At 73.5% G+C, this 21229-nt stretch carries 17 protein-coding genes; 10 read left to right on the forward strand and 7 right to left on the reverse strand.

All coding sequences use genetic code 11. From position 1 onward, the window contains the following. Positions 1-47: 47 nt before the first annotated feature. Both AC0680_RS25250 and AC0680_RS25255 read right to left on the reverse strand, forming a co-directional pair. A complete protein-coding gene (locus AC0680_RS25250) occupies positions 48-2273 on the reverse strand; it encodes a molybdopterin oxidoreductase family protein (protein WP_478632697.1) in 2226 nt (741 codons plus the stop codon). Positions 2274-2407: 134 nt separating this feature from the next. Next, the gene (locus AC0680_RS25255; RefSeq protein ID WP_478632700.1) at positions 2408-3052 is read right to left on the reverse strand and encodes a TetR/AcrR family transcriptional regulator; all 645 of its coding nucleotides are present in this window, start codon (positions 3050-3052) and stop codon (positions 2408-2410) included. A gap of 102 nt (positions 3053-3154) precedes the next feature. Here AC0680_RS25255 and hmgA point away from each other — a divergent pair, with 102 nt between their 5' ends. Together hmgA and AC0680_RS25265 are read left to right on the forward strand one after the other, a co-directional pair. After that, entirely contained in the window at positions 3155-4480 is a 1326-nt protein-coding gene (hmgA, locus tag AC0680_RS25260) for a homogentisate 1,2-dioxygenase (RefSeq protein ID WP_478632703.1), read from the forward strand. Positions 4481-4496: 16 nt separating this feature from the next. Further along, positions 4497-5246, forward strand: coding sequence for a GntR family transcriptional regulator (locus AC0680_RS25265; protein ID WP_478632706.1), 750 nt, complete (start codon positions 4497-4499; stop codon positions 5244-5246). Positions 5247-5258: 12 nt separating this feature from the next. On the opposite strand, the gene AC0680_RS25270 is transcribed toward AC0680_RS25265, so the two are convergent. Next, on the reverse strand, positions 5259-6650 hold the full coding sequence (locus tag AC0680_RS25270; RefSeq protein WP_478632708.1) for an MFS transporter: 1392 nt from the start codon (positions 6648-6650) through the stop codon (positions 5259-5261). Between the two features lie 161 nt (positions 6651-6811). On the opposite strand from AC0680_RS25270, the gene AC0680_RS25275 reads away from it, so the two are divergent. Then, positions 6812-8071 carry a type ISP restriction/modification enzyme gene (locus AC0680_RS25275; protein ID WP_478632711.1) on the forward strand — a complete coding sequence of 420 codons (1260 nt, stop codon included), beginning with the start codon at positions 6812-6814 and terminating at the stop codon, positions 8069-8071. A 55-nt stretch (positions 8072-8126) separates the two neighbouring features. On the opposite strand, the gene AC0680_RS25280 is transcribed toward AC0680_RS25275, so the two are convergent. The 3 genes from AC0680_RS25280 to AC0680_RS25290 form a co-directional block, all read right to left on the reverse strand. Further along, on the reverse strand, positions 8127-8864 hold the full coding sequence (locus tag AC0680_RS25280) for a TetR/AcrR family transcriptional regulator (protein WP_478632714.1): 738 nt from the start codon (positions 8862-8864) through the stop codon (positions 8127-8129). Positions 8865-9020: 156 nt separating this feature from the next. Then, positions 9021-9284 (reverse strand): hypothetical protein, encoded by a 264-nt coding sequence (locus AC0680_RS25285; protein ID WP_468980012.1) that lies wholly within the window; start codon positions 9282-9284, stop codon positions 9021-9023. Positions 9285-9557: 273 nt separating this feature from the next. Beyond that, positions 9558-10364, reverse strand: a complete 807-nt coding sequence (locus tag AC0680_RS25290; protein WP_478632718.1) for an SGNH/GDSL hydrolase family protein — start codon at positions 10362-10364, stop codon at positions 9558-9560. Positions 10365-10690: 326 nt separating this feature from the next. Between AC0680_RS25290 and AC0680_RS25295 the strand changes: the two genes are divergently transcribed. Next, positions 10691-11929, forward strand: a complete 1239-nt coding sequence (locus tag AC0680_RS25295) for a S8 family peptidase (RefSeq protein WP_478632721.1) — start codon at positions 10691-10693, stop codon at positions 11927-11929. 95 nt (positions 11930-12024) lie between these two features. On the opposite strand, the gene AC0680_RS25300 is transcribed toward AC0680_RS25295, so the two are convergent. Next, positions 12025-12729: a YoaK family protein gene (locus AC0680_RS25300; protein WP_478632723.1), complete on the reverse strand. Its 705-nt coding sequence runs from the start codon at positions 12727-12729 to the stop codon at positions 12025-12027. 261 nt (positions 12730-12990) lie between these two features. On the opposite strand from AC0680_RS25300, the gene AC0680_RS25305 reads away from it, so the two are divergent. From AC0680_RS25305 to AC0680_RS25330, 6 genes are all read left to right on the forward strand, one after another. Next, positions 12991-13416 (forward strand): hypothetical protein, encoded by a 426-nt coding sequence (locus tag AC0680_RS25305; protein ID WP_478632726.1) that lies wholly within the window; start codon positions 12991-12993, stop codon positions 13414-13416. Between the two features lies 1 nt (position 13417). Continuing rightward, entirely contained in the window at positions 13418-14512 is a 1095-nt protein-coding gene (locus AC0680_RS25310) for a GNAT family N-acetyltransferase (RefSeq protein ID WP_478632730.1), read from the forward strand. A 470-nt stretch (positions 14513-14982) separates the two neighbouring features. After that, positions 14983-15798, forward strand: a complete 816-nt coding sequence (locus AC0680_RS25315) for a glycosyltransferase family 2 protein (RefSeq protein ID WP_478632731.1) — start codon at positions 14983-14985, stop codon at positions 15796-15798. Continuing rightward, complete coding sequence (locus AC0680_RS25320) at positions 15795-16877, forward strand: glycosyltransferase family 2 protein (RefSeq protein ID WP_478632734.1); 1083 nt, start codon at positions 15795-15797, stop codon at positions 16875-16877. Before AC0680_RS25315 ends, AC0680_RS25320 begins: the two co-directional genes overlap by 4 nt. Beyond that, entirely contained in the window at positions 16874-17677 is an 804-nt protein-coding gene (locus AC0680_RS25325) for a polysaccharide deacetylase family protein (protein WP_478632736.1), read from the forward strand. Before AC0680_RS25320 ends, AC0680_RS25325 begins: the two co-directional genes overlap by 4 nt. A 51-nt stretch (positions 17678-17728) precedes the next feature. Beyond that, complete coding sequence (locus AC0680_RS25330; RefSeq protein ID WP_478632738.1) at positions 17729-21211, forward strand: lipopolysaccharide biosynthesis protein; 3483 nt, start codon at positions 17729-17731, stop codon at positions 21209-21211. Positions 21212-21229: the final 18 nt, after the last annotated feature.

Consider the following 21229-nt stretch of genomic DNA (forward strand, 5'->3'; position numbering starts at 1 on the left):
CCTTGACGCGCGAGCAATAAGAGCAAAACCCCAGGTCAATAGGGATCTCAGTGGACGGGCGTGAGCACAACGGGCAGTCCGTTGAGTACCGCGGTCCCCGAGAGCGGGTCCAGCAGCCGGCCCGCGTTGAGCTGGTTGACGTTCACGCCGGGGTCGGCGGCGGCGACGGCGAGCCGGGTGCCGGGCCGGTCGTGGCCCCAGCCGTGCGGCAGGCTCACCACACCCGGCCGGACCGAGTCGGTGATCTCCACCGGCACCTCCACCTCGCCCCCGTCCCCCTTCAGGCGCGCCGGACGGCCGTCGGTCAGCCCCAGGCGCGCCGCGTCCTCGGGGTGCACATGGACCGTGCAGCGGTTGCTGCCGCCCACGAGGGCCGGGACGTTGTGCAGCCAGCTGTTGCTGGAGCGCAGATGGCGCCGGCCGATGAGCAGCACCCCGCCGGGCGCCTCGCCGAGCCGGCCGCGGAGCCGGGCGGCCTCGGCGGCGATCGGCTCGGGGCACAGTTCGACGGCGCCGCTGGGGGTCCTCAGCACGGCCGGCAGGCGCGGGGTGAGCGGGCCGAGGTCGATGCCGTGCGGGTTCTCCAGCAGCCGTGCCAGTGAGAGCCCCTCGGGGTCCGCGCCGAAGCCCTCGCCGTACGGGCCGAGCCGCAGCATCATGTCCAGCCGCCGCTCGGCGCCGGTCTCTCCGGTCAACTCCGCGGCAAGTTCGGCCGGTTGGCGCCCGTGCACCGGGGAGTGCGGATCGGCGACGGCCTTGGCGAGGGCCGCGTCGATCACCATGGCGTCCACCAGTGCGGGGTCCGCGCCGTCCTGCCCGCCCGTGCACAGGATCAGCCGGGCCTGGATCTCGCACTCGTCGGGCCGCCCTTCGGCGAGCGGGAGGACCGGGCGGGTGTAGCGCGCCTGGTTGCGTACGGCCAGCGCGTTGAAGGCGTAGTCGAAGTGGGCGCCGCGGGAGGGCGGGGGCGGCGGCAGCACCACATCGGCGTGCCGCGAGGTCTCGTTCAGATACGGGTCGACGCTCACCATGAAGTCCAGGCCGGCCAGCGCGGCGTCGAGCCGGTCGCCGTCGGGGACGGACAGCACCGGGTTGGCGGCGATGACGACGGCGGCCCGGACCCGGCCCTCGCCCGGTGTGTCGATCTCCTCGGCGAGCGCCGCGATCGGCAGCTCGGACTTGGCCTCGGGGTGGCCGGAGACCCGGCTGCGCCAGCGGCCCAGCGCGAAGCCGCGGCCGGGCTTCGGCGGGCGGGGCGCGGCGGCGGTGGCGGACAGCGGGAACATGAGGCCGCCGGGGCGGTCGAGGTTCCCGGTGAGGACGGCGAGCACGTCGACGAGCCAGCTGGTCAGGGTGCCGAACTCGACGGTGGTCGAGCCGATCCGGCCGTACACCGCGGCGCTCCCGGCGGCGGCCAGCTCGCGGGCCAGCCCCCGGATCCGCTCGGCGGGCACCTCGCACAGCGGGGCCACCGCCTCGGGCGTGAAGTCCGCCGCCAGCCGCTCGACCTCGTCGACCTGGACGACGTGCCCCGCGCGCTCCCCGAGGTCGACCAGGCCCTCCTCGAACAGGACCCGCACCATCGCGAAGAGCAGCAGCGCATCGGTGCCGGGCCGGATCGCGAGGTGCTCGTCGGCCAGTTTGGCGGTACGGGTGCGCCGGGGGTCGATCACGGTCAGCCGGCCGCCGCGGCGGCCGAGCGCCCTGATCCGGCCGGGGAAGTCGGGCGCGGTGCACAGGCTGCCGTTGGAGTCCATCGGGTTGGCGCCGATGACCAGGAGGTGGTCGGTGCGGTCCAGGTCCGGTACGGGGATGGCCAGCGGGTCGCCGTAGAGCAGTCCGCTGGAGACGTGCTTGGGCATCTGGTCGACGGTGGAGGCGGTGAAGACGCTGCGCGAGCGCAGGCCGGCGAGCAGCACGGGCGGGTAGAGGGCGCCGGCGACGGTGTGCACGTTGGGGTTGCCGAGCACGACGGCGACGGCGTCGGGGCCGTGCGCGTCGAGGACCGGGCGCAGTCCCGCCTGGACGGCGGCGAACGCCTCGTCCCAGGTGGCCTCGGTCAGCCGGCCGTCGCGCCGGACCAGTGGGCGGACCAGCCGGTCGGGATCGGCGTCCAGCTCCCCGAAGGAGGCTCCCTTGGGGCAGAGGAAGCCCTTGCTGAAGACATCCTCGCGGTCCCCGCGGACGGCGGTGATCCGGTCGCCGTCGACGGTGACGGTGAGCCCGCAAGTGGCCTCGCAGAGCGGGCAGATGCGCAGGGCGGTACGGGTCATCGGTCCCTCCCGGGGACGGTGCCGGCGGGCTGCGTACCGTCCGACCATACCGACCGGTAGGCATGAGGGCAGCCCCCCGGCCGAAATCCGTCGGACGACCACCCGCTCCCCCGGCACCGGGGAGGCCGCCCGCCTCACTCCCGCACGTCGAGATACCGCGCCAGATACGACCGCAGCAGCAGCTTGGCCTCGGTGACGATGGCGGGGTCGCCGGCCGGGTCCGTGCGGAAGGCGAGCTGCAGCAGCGCATCGGCCGTCTCGACGCCGACCAGGAACGCGGTCCGCAGCCGCTCGTCGGCGGCGTCCAGGCCGAGCGGGCCGGCGAAGAGCACCATCAGCCGGTCGGCGACCAGGTAGTTGGCCTGCCGGGACTCGGTCGGGGCGGGGACGGTGAACTCCACCAGGGCGAAGCCCGGCACCGTCCGCTTCATGGCGAGGTACTCGTCGACCACCACGTCCATCGCGCGCCGCCACTCCAGCGGAACGCCGGCCGGCGCGGTCAGCCGGGCGGTGATGCGGTCCGCGTAGGCGTCGAGGTTGCGCCGGGCGAGCGCCTCGGCCATGGCGCGCTTGTTGGGGAAGAAGCGGTAGACCGAGCCGATCGGGACACCGGCGCGGCCGGCCACGGCCCGGGTGCTCAGCTCCTCGTATCCGGTCTCCTCCAGCACCTCGGCGCAGGCGTCGAGGATTCTGGCCAGGCGCTGGGCGCTGCGCCGCTGGACGGGGGCGCGGCGCAGCGGGGCGGGCGGCGGGGCGGGGCGGGGCGTCGGCTGCTGCACCCGACCATCCTGCCCGCCATCGCGGCCGAGAGTCTCCGTTGACGACCCCCTTCGGCAATCCTAAGGTCTTGCATAGGATTCCTTGAGCGGCGGGAGCACGCGATGGCAGGCACGGGCAACGAGCAGGCGAGGAAGACGGCCGAGGGGCTGGCGTACGCCACCGGCTTCGGCAACGAGCACAGCTCGGAGGCCGTCCCCGGCGCACTGCCGGTGGGCCGCAACTCCCCCCAGCGGGCACCGCTCGGCCTCTACGCCGAGCAGCTCAGCGGGTCGGCGTTCACCGAACCGCGCGACCACAACCACCGCTCCTGGCTCTACCGCATCCGCCCCTCGGCCGCGCACCCGCCGTTCGTCCGCGCCGAGCAGCGCGCCCTGCGCTCGGCACCGTTCACCGACTGCGCCCCCGACCCCAACCGGCTGCGCTGGAACCCGCAGCCCGCGCCCGAGGGCCCGACGGACTTCCTCGACGGCCTGTGGACGCTGGGCGGCAACGGCGACGCGACCCAGCGCACCGGCATGGCCGTCCACCTGTACCACGCCAACACCGCGATGGACCGCCGGGTGTTCAGCGACGCGGACGGCGAGCTGCTGATCGTGCCCGAGCGGGGCGGGCTGCTGCTGCGCACCGAACTCGGCCTGCTGCGGGCCGAACCGGGCGAGGTGGCGCTGATCCCGCGCGGTGTGCGCTTCCGTGTCGAGCTGCTGGACGCCACCGCCCGGGGCTATGTCTGCGAGAACTACGGCCGGCCCTTCCAGCTCCCCGACCTCGGCCCGATCGGCGCCAACGGCCTGGCCAACGCCCGGGACTTTCGTGCCCCGGTCGCCGCCTACGAGGACGTCGAGGGCCCCGTCGAGGTCGTCAACAAGTTCTGCGGCAACCTCTGGACGGCGACCTACGACCACTCGCCGCTGGACGTCGTCGCCTGGCACGGCAACCACGTCCCGTACGTCTACGACCTGCACCGCTTCAACGTCATCGGCTCGATCAGCTACGACCACCCCGACCCGTCGATCTTCACCGTGCTCACCTCCCCGTCCGACACCCCGGGCCTGGCGGGCGTGGACTTCGTGGTGTTCGCGCCGCGCTGGCTGGTCGGCGAGGACACCTTCCGGCCGCCGTACTTCCACCGCAATGTGATGACCGAGTACATGGGTCTGGTCGAGGGCGCCTACGACGCGAAAGCGGAGGGCTTTGTACCCGGTGGCGGGTCGCTGCACAACATGATGTCGGCGCACGGGCCCGACCGGGAGACCTTCGACCGGGCGAGCGCCGCCGAGCTGGCGCCGCAGAAGATCGACGACGGGCTGGCGTTCATGTTCGAGACCCGCTGGCCGCTCACGCTCACCGCCCAGGCCCGGGACGCCGGCCATCTGCAGCGCGGCTACGACGACGTGTGGCAGGGTCTCCAGCGCCACTTCCGCCCGTGACACCCGGGGAACCCTCGTGACCACCTTCGCTCCCGACTCGCTGGACCTGAACCGCAAGCTGCCGCTGTGGTACCAGGTCTCGCAGTCGCTGCGCGCCTCCATACTGGGCCGCTCCCCCGAGGCCCCGCTGCGGCTGCCCACCGAGGACGCGCTCGCCGCGCACTACGGCGTGAGCGTGCTGACCATGCGCCAGGCCCTCAAGGAGCTGGAGGCGGAGGGCCTGATCAGCCGGCACCGGCGCCGCGGCACCTTCATCGAGCCGAGCGCACGGCGCGGGGCGCCGGTGCGGCTGCTCGGCTCGGTGGACACGATCGTGGCCCAGCAGTCCGGGATGAGCACCGAACTGACCGAGCACGGGCCGGTCGCGGTCCCCTCCGAACTGACCGAGTACTTCCCGGAGTCGACCGAGGTGACCGGCTTCGGCCGGCTGCGCGGCGACGAGGAGACCGGCGAGCCGACCAACCACGCGCGCAACTACGTACGGCCCGACATCGCCGCCCGGATCGACCCGGCGGACCTGGTGCGCTGGCCGATGACGAAGGTGCTGCGGGACGTGGTCGGGGTGCGCATCAGCCGTATCACCGACACCGTCGAGGCGCGGCTGGCGGACCCGGAGACCGCCCGCCTGCTGCAGGTCCCGCTGCTCAGCCCGATCCTGCACTACACGGGCGTCACCTACGACGAGGCCGGCCGCGTGGTCGACGTCGCCCTGATCCACTACCGCGGCGACCGCTTCTCCTTCACGGTCACGCTGGACGCGCACTGACCCGGCCCCCGCTCAGATCCGCTCCAGGCTCCGCCCCGTACTGCGCGGGCCGAGCAGCGCCACGTCCAGGCACAGCAGCAGCATCAGCCCGGCCGAGCCGGTGAACACAGCGGCCGGGCCGAGGGCGCTCAGCACGCCGAGCGCGACGAACGGCAGCACGACCGAGGTGAGCCGGGACAGCGAGTAGGCGATCCCGATCGCGCTGCTGCGCAGTCCGGTCGGGAAGAGCTCGGTCTGGTAGACGTGGAAGGCGTTGGAGAAGACATTGCTGCACACCGTCAGGCCGAAGCCGAAGGCGACGACGGCCCAGGTGGCGGAGGCGAAGCCGAACGCCAGACCACAGCCGGCGATACCGAGTGCCGAGGCGATGATCAGGGAACGGCGCTCGATCCGGTCGATGAGCGGGATGGCCAGCGCGGAGCCGATCGGATAGCCGCAGAAGCTCAGGGCCGCGTACAGCAGCGACTCGGTGACGGTGTGGCCCTTGGCGGTGAGCACCACCGGCGCCAGCGATCCGAAGCCGTAGTAGCCGACGGTCTGCAGCACCTGGAAGATCCACCACATCACCGTCCGCCGCCGCTGGTCGCCCCGGAACATCTCGCCCAGCGGCACCCGCCGCTCGGGCACGGTCTCCGCCTCCGGTACCGACGGCAGGCTGGCGCCGGTCTCCCGCGCCACCCGCTCCTCGATGCCCGCCACGATCCGCTCGGCCTCCGCGCCGCGCCCGTGGACCGCCAGCCACCGCGGCGATTCCGGGAGCCGGCGCCGCATCAGCGGGACGAACGCGGCCCCCAGCGCACCGGCGGCCAGCAGCCAGCGCCAGCCCTCGATCCCCAGCACCTGGTGGGCGGCCACCAGCCGGGCACCGAGCAGCGCGGCGACCGGGACGCCGACGAAGCCCAGGGTGTACGCCCAGGCGAGGTAGCGGCCGCGCACCGCCCGCGGCAGCAGCTCCGCGAGATAGGTGTCCACCAGCACCAGCTCCGCGCCCAGCCCCAGGCCGGCCAGGAACCGCCAGACCAGCAGCCACCGCAGATCCGGGGCGAAGGCGCACCCGAGCGAGAACGCCGCGTAGAGCCCCAGGTCGACCAGGAACATCCGGCGCCGCCCCCACCGGTCGGCGAGCACCGAGAGCACGTTCGCGCCGACGAACATGCCGAGGAACCCGGCGGCGATCACCGCGGACTTCGCGGTGTGCCCCAGGTCCCACTGCTCGGCGAGGACCGCGGCCAGCACCCCGCCGAGGAAGATCTCGTAGAGGTCGAAGAAGGCGCCGATGCCGACGACGAGGGTGATCCGGCGGTGCCAGCGGGACGGCGGCAGCCGGTCCAGTCGGGCGGCGACCCGGTGGCCGACGGGGGGTCCCCCGCGCCGTTCGGGCGTGGGTGAGGCGGTGTCCGTCACAACGGCCCTCCCTGAGCATCCCGGGCGTACGGCTCAGGACCGTACTCCTCCAAGATCAGCAAGCGGAAGACCGCATCGGCGGCGCCCCGGACGGCGGGCGGGGCCGCCCGGCCCGTGGATACCATGCCGGGGTCAACCGAACGGTCCGGGAGGGGCTCCGCGTGACGGCGAAGCAGGACGCGCCACGGCTGTCGGATCTCATGCCGTGGTCCGTGCCGCCGCTGCGGCTCGGCCGGTCCTGGGTGAGGTCGCCGGATCCGGCCACCCTGCGCGCCCGTTGGGCGGCGCTGGTCGACGCCGAGGACGCGGCGGCCCGCGAGCGGCTCTTCGAGCCCTCCCGCGCCCGCACCCTGCACTCCGCCGTCGGCCAGCTGCCGGGCCAGGCCACCGGGACCGGGCGGCTGTACCGGGCGAGCGGACCGTGCCCCGAGCCGGTGCGGATCCTGCACGGCCCGTTCGACCAGCAGTGGCTGCTGCCCGACCACCGGCTGATCGACGCGGCCCGGCCGGAGCTGTGGCGGGTGGCGGACGAACGGCAGCTGTACGCGGTCGGATCGGGGGCGGCGCCGGAGCCGGCCGGCCCCGCGGTGGTGTGCTCGGCGCTGCTGCCCGACGGGTGCGCGCCGGCCGGCCGCCCCGGCCGGATCCATCCGCTCTACCGCCGCCCCGGCGGGCGGGAGCCGAACCTGCCACCGGGCCTGCTCACCCTGCTCGGCCGCCGCCTGGACCGCCCGGCGGGCCCGGTGGACCTGCTCGCCTGGATCCTCGCCGCCGCCCGCCACTCCCCCGACGGCACGGTGGTGCCGCTGACCGCGGACCCGGAGGTCTGGGACCACGGAGTCGCGCTCGGCACACGGCTGTTGTGGCTGTTCACCCGGGGCGGCCACGCGCCCGGGGGCGGGCCGGCCGGCTCCGGTGAGCGGCCGCGGATGCCGGGCGGCCGCCGCCCGTACGTGCGCTCGGCGCTCCCCGCCCGCGGGCTGCCCGAGTCCCTCGGCTACGACGGGGAGGGGGAGGCGCTCCTGCTCGGCAGCGGCCGTATCTCGCCGGTGCCGAAGGGGGCGTGGGAGTTCCACGCGGGCGGGGTACGCGTCCTGGAGGCGTGGTTCGCCCAGCGCACCGGCGCGGCGGCGGACGGGACACCACCGCCCGAGGCCGGCTCGCTGGCCGCGCTGCGCCCCGCCGACTGGCGCCAGGAGTGGACCTCGGAGCTGCTGGAGCTCATCACCGTACTGGCGCTGCTGGCCGAGCTCCAGCCGCGGCGCGAGGAGCTGGACCGGCGTACGGCGGACGGGCCGCGGCTGACGGCGGACGGGCTGCGGGCGGAGGGCGTGCTGCCCGCGCCGGTCTCCGCGTACCGCCCGGCGTCCGTCCTCGACCACCACGAGGAGGGCCCGGAGGGCCAGTTCGCGCTGCTGTGAGCCGGTGGGTGCGCCGCACGGGACCTCTCCCCCAGGGTGCGACGCCGCCGGCCGGTCAGCCGGTGCCGGAAGCCGCGGACGCCTCGTACGCGTCGAGCACCCGCCCGATCATCCGCGCGAAGATCTCGTCCGGATCGCCGGCCGGTGCGCCCTTCGCCAGGGCGCGGGCCACCAGCGGATACCGCCCGGTGCCGACCACCGTGCGCAGATAGCCGGTCTGTGCCGCGCGCCGCGCCTCGGCGCTGTGGCCGGACTCCTTGGCCCGTTCGGCGGCCGCCTGCTCGGCCGACGCCATGGACAGCACCGTGCCGTTGACCATCGAGACCAGCTCCAGTCTGAGCCCGTCGTCGAGCCCCGATCCCTCCAGCGCGGCGAGGCAGTACTCCATGTAGCGCAGGGCGTTGGGCCCCAGGAAGCTGTGCGACAGCACGGCGGCCGGCATCCAGGGGTGGCGCCGTATCATCTCCCGCTCCTGATGGGCGATTTCCAGCAGATCGGCGCGCCAGTCCCCGGAGGGCCGGTCGGGCAGGCGGTACTCGCCGCCGACCCGATCGACCATCAGGTCGACCAGATCGCCCTTGCTCGGTACGTAGTTGTAGAGCGACATCGTGGCGCAGCCGACCGCGGTCGCCACCCGGCGCATGGAGACCGCCGCGAGCCCGGACTCGTCGGCGATCCGCACCGCCGCCTCGGCGATCTCGTCCCGGGTGAAGGCGGGCCGGGGGCCGCGGCCCGCCCGCTCGGGTCGTGCCCAGATCACCTCGGGTCCGGCCGCTCGGCCGCTTGCTGCCATGGATCGATCACCTCGCCACCATCCTAGTTACGTACGGCGTATGTAGAGAGATGTCGGGCCATGAAAAAACCACCCGTCACGACGTGACGGGTGGTGATGGGCGGACCGGTCGGGCGGGGGCGGGCCGGCCGCCCGGTAAGCCGCTGGTGAAGCGGGTCAGCCGTGCCCCCCGAACAGCGAACGCCGCAGCCTGCGCAGCGGCGCGAACAGCGACACCCTGGCGCCGCGGCCGTTCCTCGAACGCGCGTGATCGCGCGCGGTGAGCTCCTGCATCAGCGAGGTCGCGCCCTCCGCCTCACGCTGCGGGATGGCGGGTCCACCCAGCACCGCGAGATGGCGGTCGAGACGTGCGCTGGACGCACTGCTCCCGCAATTGACGGCAGGGACTCTCGCCCTGCTACGCACTGTTATCTGTTCCATGAATCTCCCCACCCTTACGAGGGCACCCGGCCCGGGCAGGGTAACCCTATCTCTCTTGGCGGACACGCGTGCAGACCGGTCAACGGATTCACCTGCCTCGCCTTGACGTTGACGAACACCATACGGAATGTCACGTACAAGGCGCGTACCAGGGCGAGTTGAGGGACCGTCGGGCTTCGGCGGGGACCTTCGGGAGCCGCCGACGGGGCACCGGAACGCCCGGGGAGAGACCGGGATCTCACGACCCCTCCCCGGCGCCCGGTGTGCGGGTCGTCACGCGGTGGCGGCGAACACCGGCTGATACCCGCCGGACTGACCGGCGGCGGTGGGGTGGTAGGACTCGTCGACGGGAAAGGTCACGCTGCGCAGCCAGGCGCTGCCCGAGCACAGCTCATGGCCGGCGAAGGTGGTGTTGACGTCGCCGAAGGCGAAACCGTGGTCGGCGGCGCGCTTGGCGGTGACGCCGTTGATGGCGTCGGCGGCGGCGTTGATCGCGGACCGGGACTTCTCGGAGAGGCCGCCCACGCAGCTTCCGCCGAGTTTGTAGAAGCGCGGATAGCCCAGGACCACCACGCGGGCGTTCGGGGCCTTCTGGTCGATCGCGTCGTACACGGTGTCGAGCTTGCCGGGCAGGGTGTTGTCGATATAGGTCCTGGCCTGTGCGACACGGGCCAGGCAGGCGCTCTCGCCCTGGAGCGCGCAGGTCGTCATGGTGTCGGCGAAACCGGCGTCGTTGCCGCCGATGGTGATGCTGACCAGACCGGTGGAGGCGTTGAGCGGGCCGAGCTGACCGTTCACCACATCACCCGTTCGGGCTCCGGAACAGGCGGTGAAGGCGAACGAGGAGGGGGAGTGCGCGGCGCTCCAGAGGGCCGGATAGGCCTTGGTGCTGCGCTTGCAGGAGCCACTGGTGCCGTCATAGCTGCCGGCCCCGACGCCCGAGGAGTACGAGTCGCCGAGGGCCACATAGCCGGTTGCGGTGGGGAGTTGGGCGGACGCGGCGGCGCTCGCGCCGGTGAGCGCGAGCGCCGTGGTGACGAAGAAGGCGGACGTCAGGGCCGCGAATCGGGACAGTCTCATGGAACCTCCCTTAGCAGGATCTCTGCCATATCCGTCGTAGCAAGATTCACGGACTGTCGGAAGTGTTCATGTCAAAAGTCATTTCGCAGTTCACGGCAAATCTCCGGATTGGGGCGGATGTTCACTGCCATGTCATTGCTTTGCCGTGACGTGCATATGACATCCCGACAGAACCCTTGCCGCCCGTGTTCGAAGCCCGCGAATCTTTTTGACGGGCGGTCAACGGTTCAACGGACTCCCCCACCGCCCCAAGGTGCGTACGAACCCGTACGCAACCCCCTGCGCGCGCACCACGGCGCGCCACCGATGAGGAGGACTCCCTCGCGATGGCAGTGATGCGTTCCACCACATCCCGCACCACCCCGCGGCGTTCGACCACGCTGCGGATCGCCACGGCGCTGGCCGCGACCACCGCGGCCGCCGCCCTGGGCACCCTCGCCTTCCCCGCCCACGCGGCGCCCGCCGAGGGCACCGTCGTGGGAGCCGGCGCCCCGGACGCGGTGCCCGGCAGCTATATCGTCACGCTGAAGCACTCGGCCGGCCTCAAGGCCGCCTCGGCCGGCGGCAGAGGCCTGATATCCGAGTACGGCGGAACGGTGCGGCGGACCTACACCGCCGCACTCAACGGCTACTCCGCCAGCCTCTCCGCGCGGGCGGCCAGAGCGCTGGCCGCCGACCCGGCGGTCGACAAGGTCTTCCAGGACCGCACCGTGCACGCCCTGGGCACCCAGACCAACCCGCCGTCCTGGGGCCTGGACCGGATCGACCAGGCCAAGCTGCCGCTCGACAAGAAGTACAGCTACCCCGACAGCGCCGGCGCCGGTGCCACCGTCTACGTCATCGACACCGGCGTACGCGTGACACACCAGGACTTCGGCGGCCGGGCGGTGAACGGCTACGACGCGATCGACAACGACAACGTGGCGCAGGACGGCAACGGCCACGGCACCCATGTCGCGGCGAACGCGGCCGGCACGGCGTACGGCGTCGCCAAGAAGGCGAAGGTCGTGGCGGTGCGGGTGCTGAACGACTCCGGCTCCGGCACCACCGCCCAGGTCGTCGCGGGCATCGACTGGGTCACCAGGAACCACAGCGGCCCGTCGGTGGCGAACGTGTCGCTGGGCGGCGGCCCGGACGCGGCCCTGGACGCCGCCGTGCAGAACTCCATCAAGAGCGGGGTGACGTACGCCGTCGCCGCCGGCAATTCGGGGGCCAACGCCCAGAACTACTCCCCCGCCCGGGTCCCGGAGGCCATCACGGTCGGTTCGACCACCTCCACCGACGTCCGCTCGTCCTTCTCCAACTACGGCTCGAGGGTGGACATCTTCGCGCCCGGCAGCTCCATCACCAGCGCCTGGAACACCGGCGACTCGGCCACCAACACCATCTCCGGCACCTCGATGGCCACCCCGCATGTGACCGGTGCGGCCGCGGTCTACCTGGCCGGCCACCCGACCGCCACCCCGGCGCAGGTCGCCACGGCCCTGACGAACGGCGCCACCTCGGGGGTGGTGACCAACCCGGGCAGCGGCTCGCCCAACAAGCTGCTGAAGATCGTCCCGTAGGGGCGGTGTGACCCCTCGTGCTCACAAGGGCCCCGGGCGGCGGTGCGCCGTCCGGGGCCCGGCACGGCTTCGGCGGCCGGCGCGGGTGCGCGGCGTCAGCCCCCATTGGGGCGAGGGCCGTGGGTGAGGCCGTACATCAGGAAGGCGGTGGCCGCGACGAACACCGCCACCAGCAGGATCACCAGCGTCGGCCGCGTGCCCAGGCCGAGCAGACCGGCGCCCAGGAGACCGCCGGCGAACATCGCGGTCACGGAGGCCAGCCGGCGGGCCCCGGCATGGGAGCCGTACCCCAGCTTCCTGTCGTGCCCCAGCAGCGACCCGCTGACCAGGGCCGCCATCGCCCGGGTCTCCACGGTGGTGGTCAGGTCCGGGGCCGCGGCCCGCATGCTGGTGACGTTGCGCATGCCCATCGCCACCGCCATCAGTCCGACGACGACATGGCGCCGGCCGAGCACCGGCCCGGGGCCGTCCTCCCAGGCCGCCACCGCCGCCGCGAACAGCAGCGCCGCCTCCGCGACGAGCGCGGCCGGGAACCACGGGCGCTGCCCCGCGGCCAGCGTCGACTCCAGCCGGGCCCCGAGCGCCGCACCCAGCAGGAAGGCGCCGATCGAGACCGCCGTGGCGGCCACCGGCAGCCCGCCCTGCCCGGCGATGCCGAAGCCGAGGAAGAGCAGATTGCCGGTCTGGGTGGCGGTGAAGACCTGACCGAGCGTCAGAAAGCTGACGGCGTCGAGCACACCGGTGGCCACGGTCAGCCCCACCATGATCACCGTGAGCGCGCTCCCACTCGGCGGCTCCACCGACGCGACTCCTTCCACCGGGCTCCTGACCTGGGGGCGTGTCCGCTGGATCAGGGTCGGATCGGCCCCAGCGCTTGCTCCCCCAGTCTCCGGACGGCCGGTCCTCCGGCCCGCCATTGCGCCGTCTGTGGGCGGCCCGCGGGTGCCCATACCCCCCGTCGGGTTGCGTAGGTTTCCGGCCTTCTTCGTGTCTTGACGGTGCTCTGGGCGTTGCGCGACATTGAGGCCCGGCATCCGGCGGTACGGGGGGCAGAGCTGCCAATGCGCACCGACACCATCGACGGCAAGGACTCGTACGAGCCGCCACCACCCGACGAGCGGCCGGCGGGCACCGCCGTCTCGCTGCTCGCGGGAGTGGCGGCCGGAATCGGCGGGGTGGGGGCCGTGCTCGCGCTCGCCGACATCGGCTCGCCGCTCCGCGCGCCGTTCACCTTCTTCTTCCTGCTGATGGCGCCGGCCGCGGCGATCGCCGCGGCACTGGGCCGAACCGATCCCCTGGGCCGCGCGGTGGCCGCCGGCGCCGGTGCGCTGGCCGTCGATCTGCTGGTGGCGCAGGCCATGCTCGCGCTGCATCTGTGGTCGGTACGCGGCGGGGTGCTCGTGGTGACGGCGTTCAGCGGCGCGGTGCTGCTGTGGAGCGCGCTGCGGCACCGGTCCGGCCGCACGTCCGGACGGCGGGCGGACTGAGGTGGATCTCGCGGTGTACCGCCCCGGCCGGCTGGCCGAGGCCGAGCGCAGCGCCTGGACCGCCCTGCAGGCCGAGGCCCGGTCCCTGGGGGCGCCGCAGCTGGCGAACCCGTTCCTGGCCCCCGAGTTCGCGCTGGCCGTGGGCCGCTCCCGGGGTGGTGTACGCATCGCCGTGGTCCACCAGGACGGCGCCCCGGCGGCGTTCCTGCCCTTCCAGCGCTCGGCGCTCGGTGTCGGGCGGGCGATCGGGCTGGGCGTCTCCGACGCGCAGGGGCTGGTGCACCGGCCCGGATTCCGGTGCGGCGCCCAGGAGCTGCTGCGGGCCTGCGGACTGTCGGTGCTGGAGTTCGACCACCTGGTGGAGGGCCAGCGCACCTTCGAGACGCCCTCGTTCGGGCGGCACGCCTCGCCCGTCATCGACGTGGACCAGGGCTTCGAGGCGTATCTGGCCGGGCTGCGGGCGCGGTCGCCGAAGTTCACCCGCACCACCCTCGCCAAGGAGCGCCGGCTCGGCCGGGACGTCGGAGCGGTGCGCTACGTCCACGACGAGCGCGACCCGGCGGCGCTGCGCACGCTGATGCGCTGGAAGTCGGCCCAGTACCGCAGGACGGGGCGCGGCGACCGCTTCGCGCACCCCTGGATCGTCCGGCTCGTGCAACAGCTGTTCCACAGCCGTACGGACTCCTTCGCGGGTCTGCTTTCGGTGCTGTACGCCGGTGGGCGGCCGGTCGCGGCGCACTTCGGGCTGCGCTCGCCGTCCGTGCTCGCCTGCTGGTTCCCGGCCTACGACCCGCGGTTCGCGAAGTACTCGCCGGGCCTGGTGCTGCACATGCGGATGGCGCAGGCGGCGGCCGCGGACTCGCTGGCCTATCTCGATCTGGGGCGCGGGGCGAAGGGCTACAAGGACTCCCTCAAGACCCGTGAACTACTGGTGTCCGAGGGATGGGTGATGCGGCGCCACCCGGTCGCCCTGGGGCACCGGGCCCGCCGTGCGCCGGTGCGTGCGCTGCGCAACGCGGTGCTGGCCCGGCCGGAGCTCTTCGAGCCGGCGGACCGCCTGCTCAAGCGGGTGGGGCGGATCCGGTCGGGGCGGTGAATTCGCCCGGACCCCGCGCCCGGAAATTCCGCCGTATACGAGACGGCGCAGGAGAGGCGTACGCCGGTGCATGAATATCGGCGTACATCAGTGCGTACCGGCCAATTGCGCCAAACAGTATTTGGCGTGGAACTCCTTGCCTTACAGTCCCATTCATCAATACCGTCGCACATCCACCCGCATCGGACGATCATCGCAAGGCGGCTCCAGGGGAGGGCTCGGCGACACGATGGAGCGCCCGGTGCGGTGCGCGGTTGGGGGGGTCTGGTGCGCTCGGTCCCGGTTTGCCGATCACGGCGTGCCGAGGTCCGGAGCACGAGCCGCGCGTCCGGAAACACGCATGCCAGCTCGCCCTGTCCGCACGGCGCCACCGCCGTGCGGAGCGGGGTGTGAACCCCCCTTTCGACCCGGATATCCAGCACGGGCCCCCCGGGGGTGGGCGGCCCACCGGACGAGAGGGAAATCAACCCATGAGCTCGTTCCTTCGCCCGGCCGACGCGGAAGAGCCGCCGCTGACGCTGCTGCCGGACCAGGCCGTCTACCGTCCCGTTTCCTCGCATCTGGCCATCGCACCGCCGGTCAGCGTCGTCATTCCGGCGATGAACGAGGCGGAGAACCTCCCGTACGTCTTCAAGACCCTGCCGGACTGGATTCATGAAGTGATCCTGGTCGACGGGAACTCCACCGACGACACGGTCCGCGTCGCCCGGGAGCTGCGGCCGGACGTCACCGTCGTACCGCAGCGCGGAAAGGGCAAGGGCGACGCGCTGATCAGCGGCTTCGCGGCCTGCACCGGCGAGATCATCGTGATGGTCGACGCGGACGGCTCGGCCGACGGCGGCGAGATCGTCAGCTATGTCTCCGCGCTGGTCTCCGGGGCCGACTTCGCCAAGGGCTCGCGGTTCGCCAACGGCGGCGGCACGGACGACATGACCCCGGTCCGCAAGCTCGGCAACCGCGTGCTGACCGCCGTCGTCAACGCCAAGTTCGGCGCCCGCTACACCGATCTCTGCTACGGCTACAACGCCTTCTGGCGGCACTGCCTGGACGAGATCGCCCTGGACTGCGCGGGGTTCGAGGTCGAGACGCTGATGAACGTCCGGGTGGTCAAGGCCGGGCTGCGGGTGCAGGAGATCCCCAGCCACGAGTACAACCGCATCCACGGCGTGAGCAATCTGCGGGCGGTGCGCGACGGGCTGCGGGTGCTGCGGGTGATCCTGCGCGAGCGGGGCACCCGGCGCAGGCGGGTCGCCCGGCCGGCGCTGATCACCGGGGACGCGCTGTGAACCCCCGGAGACCGGCGGTCGGCCCTGCGTTGCGGATCTCCGTCGTGATCTGCGTCCACACCGAGGACCGGTGGGACGACATCCTGGCCGCGGTGGAATCCGTCCGCGCGCAGTCCCATCCCGCCCATGAGCTGCTGCTGGTGGTGGACCACCACCAGCGGCTGCTCGACCGGCTCAGGGGGCATTTCGGCGGCGCCCGCAGGGGCGCGAACGCGCCGGGCGCGCCGCCGACTCCGCTGCTGATCATGGCCAATTCGGGACCCCGCGGACTCTCCGCGGGGCGCAACACCGGTATCGCCGCCGCCGACGGCGAGGTCATCGCCTTCCTGGACGACGACGCGGTGGCCGAGCGGGACTGGCTGCGCCACTTCGCCGCGGCGTACGCCGACCCGGCGGTGATGGCGGTCGGCGGGCGTACCGAACCGGCCTGGGAGTCGGGCCGCCGCCCGGTGTGGTTCCCCGAGGAGTTCGACTGGGTGGTCGGCTGCACCTACCGCGGTCTGCCGCCGGGGAAGGTGCGGGTGCGCAACGTGCTGGGCGGCAACGCCTCCTTCCGCAGGGTGGCGTTCGACCTCGCCGGCGGCTTCGCGACCGGGATCGGGCGGGACGGCGACCGGCGGCCCCTCGGGGGCGAGGAGACCGAGCTGTGCATCCGGATCTCGCGGCTGATACCGGACGCGGTGCTGCTGATCGACGACCGGTCGGTGATCCACCACCGGGTGCCGGCCGCGCGGCAGCGGTTCGGCTACTTCCGCAGCCGGGCGTACGCCGAGGGGCTGTCCAAGGCGCTGGTGGCGCGGAGTGTCGGCACGCGGGACGGGCTGGCGGCCGAGCGCCGCCACACCGCCCGGGTGCTGCCCGCCGGGGTGCTGCGCGGGGTACGGGACGCGCTGCTGGGCCGGCCCGGCGGGGCCGGCCGGGCGGGCGCGATCGTGGCCGGCACGGCGGCCGCCGCGGCCGGCTACGCCTGGGGCACGCTGCGGGCACGCCGGAGGCGAACTCCCCTTCCCGGCACCCGAGTCGGCGGGCCCGGCGGCGACGCGGCGACGGCCGCGGCGCACGAAGGGGCGGCGGCATGAGCGGCAGACCGGGCACGGTGCCGATCCTGATGTACCACGCGGTGACCGTGGCCCCGGCACCGGCCGTACGGGAGCTGTCGGTGACGCCCGCCGCGTTCGAGGAGCAGCTGGCGGTCCTGGCCGACGGCGGCTTCACCCCGCTGACCGCCGCCGCGCTCGCGGCGGCCTGGCGGGGCGGCGGCCCGCTTCCGGAGCGACCGGTGCTGATCACCTTCGACGACGGCTACGAGGGCGTGTACCGGCACGCGCTGCCGGCCCTGGCCCGGCACGGCTTCCCGGCCACCCTCTTCGTCACCACGGGCTGGCTGCGCGGCCCGTACGGCACCGGGGGCGCGTTGGACACCATGCTCGACTGGGACCAGGTGCGGAAACTGGCCGGAGCCGGGGTGGAGATCGGCGGGCACAGCCACCGCCATCCCCCTCTGGACGGCCTCGGCGACGAGCGGCTGCGGCACGAGGTGCTGCGCTGCAAGGAGATCATCGCCGACGAGGTGGGAACGGCGCCCGAGTCCTTCGCCTACCCCTACGGCCACTCCGGCCGCAGGGTGCGGCGGATCGTGCGCGGGCTGGGGTTCCGGCAGGCGCTCGCGGTGGGCAATGCACCGGCGGCACGCCGTCAGGGGCCGTACGCGCTGGCGCGGTTGACGGTGCGGCGGGACACCGGCACCGAGGAGTTCGCCCGGATCGTCGAGGGCCGCGGGCTCGTCCGCGCCTTCGCCCGGGACCGGGTGCTCACCAAGGGGTACGCGGTCGTCCGCAGATCACGACAGGCGGTCCGGCTGTGCACGCCGGGCCGCTGACGCCGAGCCCGCCGCGGCCTCCCCGCGGCGGAAGAAGGGGCAGTTGAGCCGGTGTCCGACACCACCACCAAGGCCGAGGAGCGCACGGAGGAAGGGCCACCGCGGCCGGGCGGGCGGGACGGCGGCAGTCCGCTGTTCCGCAACGCCTATGCGCTGATGCTCAACACCGGCGTCTCCGGGCTGCTCGGTCTGGGGTTCTGGCTGGTCGCGGCCCGTTTCTACACGGAGTCCGCGGTCGGTCAGGGCTCGGCGGCGATCGCCGCGATGAAGCTGCTGGCGGGGCTGACCGCGGTCACCCTCACCGGTGCGCTGGCCCGCTTCATCCCGGTCTCCGGCCGCACCACCCGGCGGCTGGTGCTGCGGACGTACGGGGGAAGTTCGGTCGTGGTGGCGATCGCCGCCACCGGCTTCCTGCTCACCCTCGACCTGTGGGGCCCCTCCTACCGGTTTCTGCACGGCACCCTCAACGGCCTGGGGTTCGTCCTGGCCGTGGTCGCCTGGTCGCTGCTCACCCTCCAGGACGGCGTGCTGACCGGGCTGCGCAGCGCGCTGTGGGTGCCGGTGGGCAATCTCGCCTTCTCCGCGGTGAAGCTGGGGCTGCTGGTGGTCTTCGCCGCCGCGATCCCCACCGCCGGGGTGTTCGTCTCCTGGGTCGCGGCGATCGCGGTCTCCGTCGTCCCGCTCGCCTGGCTGGTGTTCCGGCGGCTGATCCCCCGGCACGTACGGACCACGCGGCGCACCGCCCGCCCCCCGTCGCTGCGGGAGACGGGCCGCTTCCTGGCCGGCGACTACACCGGCTCGCTGTTCTCCCTCGCCGTGGTCTACCTCGTCCCGGTCCTGGTGGCCTCCCAGGTCGGTGCGGCGGACAACGCGTACTTCTACATCGCCACCACCATCGGCGGCACGGTCAATCTGCTGGCCCTCAACATGGGCGCCTCGCTGACCGTGGAGGGCGCGCACGATCCGGCGCAGCTCGCCGCCCACACCCGGGCCGCGCTGCGGCGGATGGCCCGCATCATGGTCCCGGTCTGCCTCGCGCTGTTCGTCTGCGCGCCCCACCTCCTCGGCTTGTTCGGGCCGGGGTACGCGGAGGCGGCCACGCCGCTGCTGCGCTGCTTCGCGGTGGGCGCCGCGCTGCGCGTGGTGATGGAGGTCCACTTCGCGGTGCTGCGCGCCCAGAGCCGGACGTCCGGACTGGCCGCCCTGCAGGGCCTGCTGTGTGTGCTGGTGCTCGGGCTGACGCTGGTGCTGCTGCCGCGGATGGGGCTGACCGGGGCCGGCGTCGCCGAGATCGCCAGCCTGGCGGTGATCGTCGCGATCGCGAGCGGACGGCTGCGCCGGGTGCTGCGCGGGCGGGTGGCGACCGCAGCGCCGGCCCGGATCCCCGCGGACGGTCTGGCCCCGGACGGCGACCTGGCGGATCTGGCGGTGTACGGGGATCTCGGCGACGGCGCCGGGGCGTTCGAGACGGCCCCCGGCGCAGGCCCGGCCCCGGTCGCCAAGGCTCCCGGCGGCGGCGCACGCTCCCCCGGCTCGGGGCGGCGGCCCGCCGCGGTCGGATGGGCGCTGCTCGCCGCCGCCCCGGCGCTGTTCTGGCTGCCGCTGCGCGGCATGGGCGACGCCGACCTGGACCGCATGACGGGGCTGGGCCTGATCTCGGTGCTGCCCGCGGCGACACTGGCCGGCGTCGTCCTGCTGGTGGCGGCGTACGCCTGGGCGCTGTGGCTGCCCACCCCGCGCCGCGCCCTGCTCACCGCCGTACTGGTGCTGACCGTGGTGTCCCTGCACGCGCTCCCGGCCGTCCTGGAGACCGAGCCGCGCTTCCCCACCGCCTGGCAGCATCTGGGTTTCCTCGACCACCTCGGCAGGACCGGCACCGCGGTACCGGACCTGGACGCCCGCTGGAGCTGGCCGGGCTTCTTCGCCGGCGTGCAGTTCCTCGCCGGGGCGTGCGGCGTCACCGACTTCACCGAGGTCCTGCGCTGGTGGCCGCCGACCCTCCAACTGCTGTACCTGGCACCGCTGTTCCTGCTCCTGAAGGCGGTACGGGCGAGCTGGCGGGCGAAGTGGTGCGCGGCCTGGCTGTTCGCGCTGTGCGGCTGGGTCGGCCAGGACTACTTCTCCCCGCAGGGGTTCACCTACCTCCTCTACCTGGCGTTCGTGGCGATCCTGCTGGTGTGGTTCCTTACCCGGCCGGCGGCCGCGGCGGCGGGGTCCGGGCGGCGGCCGGGCGAGGCGGAGCCGCAGCCGGCGGCCCGCGCCCAGCTCGCGGTGCTGCTCAGCACGCTGATCGCGCTGTTCGCGGCGTCGGTGGCGGCCCACCAGCTCACCCCGTTCGTGATGCTCGGCGTGCTGACCGTGCTGGTGCTCGTCCGCCGCTCCACCCTGCGCGGACTGCCGCTGCTGCTGGGCGTCCTGGTCGCCGCGTGGGTGGGGTTCTGGGCCGAGCCCTACTGGTCGGGCCACTTCGACGAGCTGTTCGGCGGGCTCGGGGGCATCGGCGGCAATGTCTCCTCGTCGGTGACGGACCGGATCGGGGGCGGTGAGCCCACCCACAAGCTGGTGCTGTACGTCCGGGTGGCGCTGGCGGGCGGGGTGCTGGCGCTGGCCTGCCTCGGGGCGCTGCGGCGGCGGGCGGCGGGGTTCACCGAACGCTCGCTGCTGACCCTGGCGTTCGTGCCCTTCCTCGCGTTCGCGATGCAGTCCTACGGCGGCGAAATGGCGCTGCGGGTCTTTCTGTTCGCGCTGCCCGGTGCCTGTGTGCTGGCGGCGCTGGCGCTGTTCCCGCGCGGTACGGACGCCCGAGGGGGGCTCGGGCCGCTCGCCGCGCTGCTGACGGGGCTGCTCCTGGCCGGCGGCTTCCTCGTCGCGCGCTGGGGCAACGAGCCCTTCGAGCGGATTCGGCCGGGCGAGGTCGCGGCGATGGACTACGTCTACGCGCACGACCGTCCGACGGTGCGGCTGCTGTGGCCGAGCCACGACCCCGTCGACAGCGTCACCCCGGCGATGCCCTGGGGCGCCAGGGACATGGAGCGGGTGCAGTACGAACCGGTCCTGGCGCCGCGCGATCCGGCCCGGGTCGGCCCCCTCGTCACCGCCCTGCGGGACGCCGGACCGCGGTCGTATCTGATCGTCAACCACGGCCAGTCGGAGTCGCTGCGGCTGGACTCGGGGTACCCGGCGGACTGGGAGCGGCGGCTGCGCACCGCGCTGGACCGGCGGGACGACCTCCGGCGGGTGCTGTCCAACGAGCATGCGGCGGTGTACGAGCCGGCGCGGCGGCCGGCGGGCGAGGTGGCACCGCCCCGTCCCGGCCCGGCCGGCCCGAAGGTGACCTGGACGCCGTGGACGGTGTTCGGCGCGCTGGCGCTGTCGGCACTGGTCGTGGTGCTGGCGGCCCGCGAGGTGCTCCGGGTCGCGATGTCGCCGAGTGCGCGTCGACGGCACTGGGTCCAGGGGATGTTCTGGTTCGCGATGCCGTTGCTACTGGTGTTCCTGGCGTCGCTGGTGCAGCGGTTCATGACGCTGTCGTAGGACCGGGACCGGGGCCGG

It is taken from the genome of Streptomyces sp. NPDC043738, from assembly GCF_056436545.1.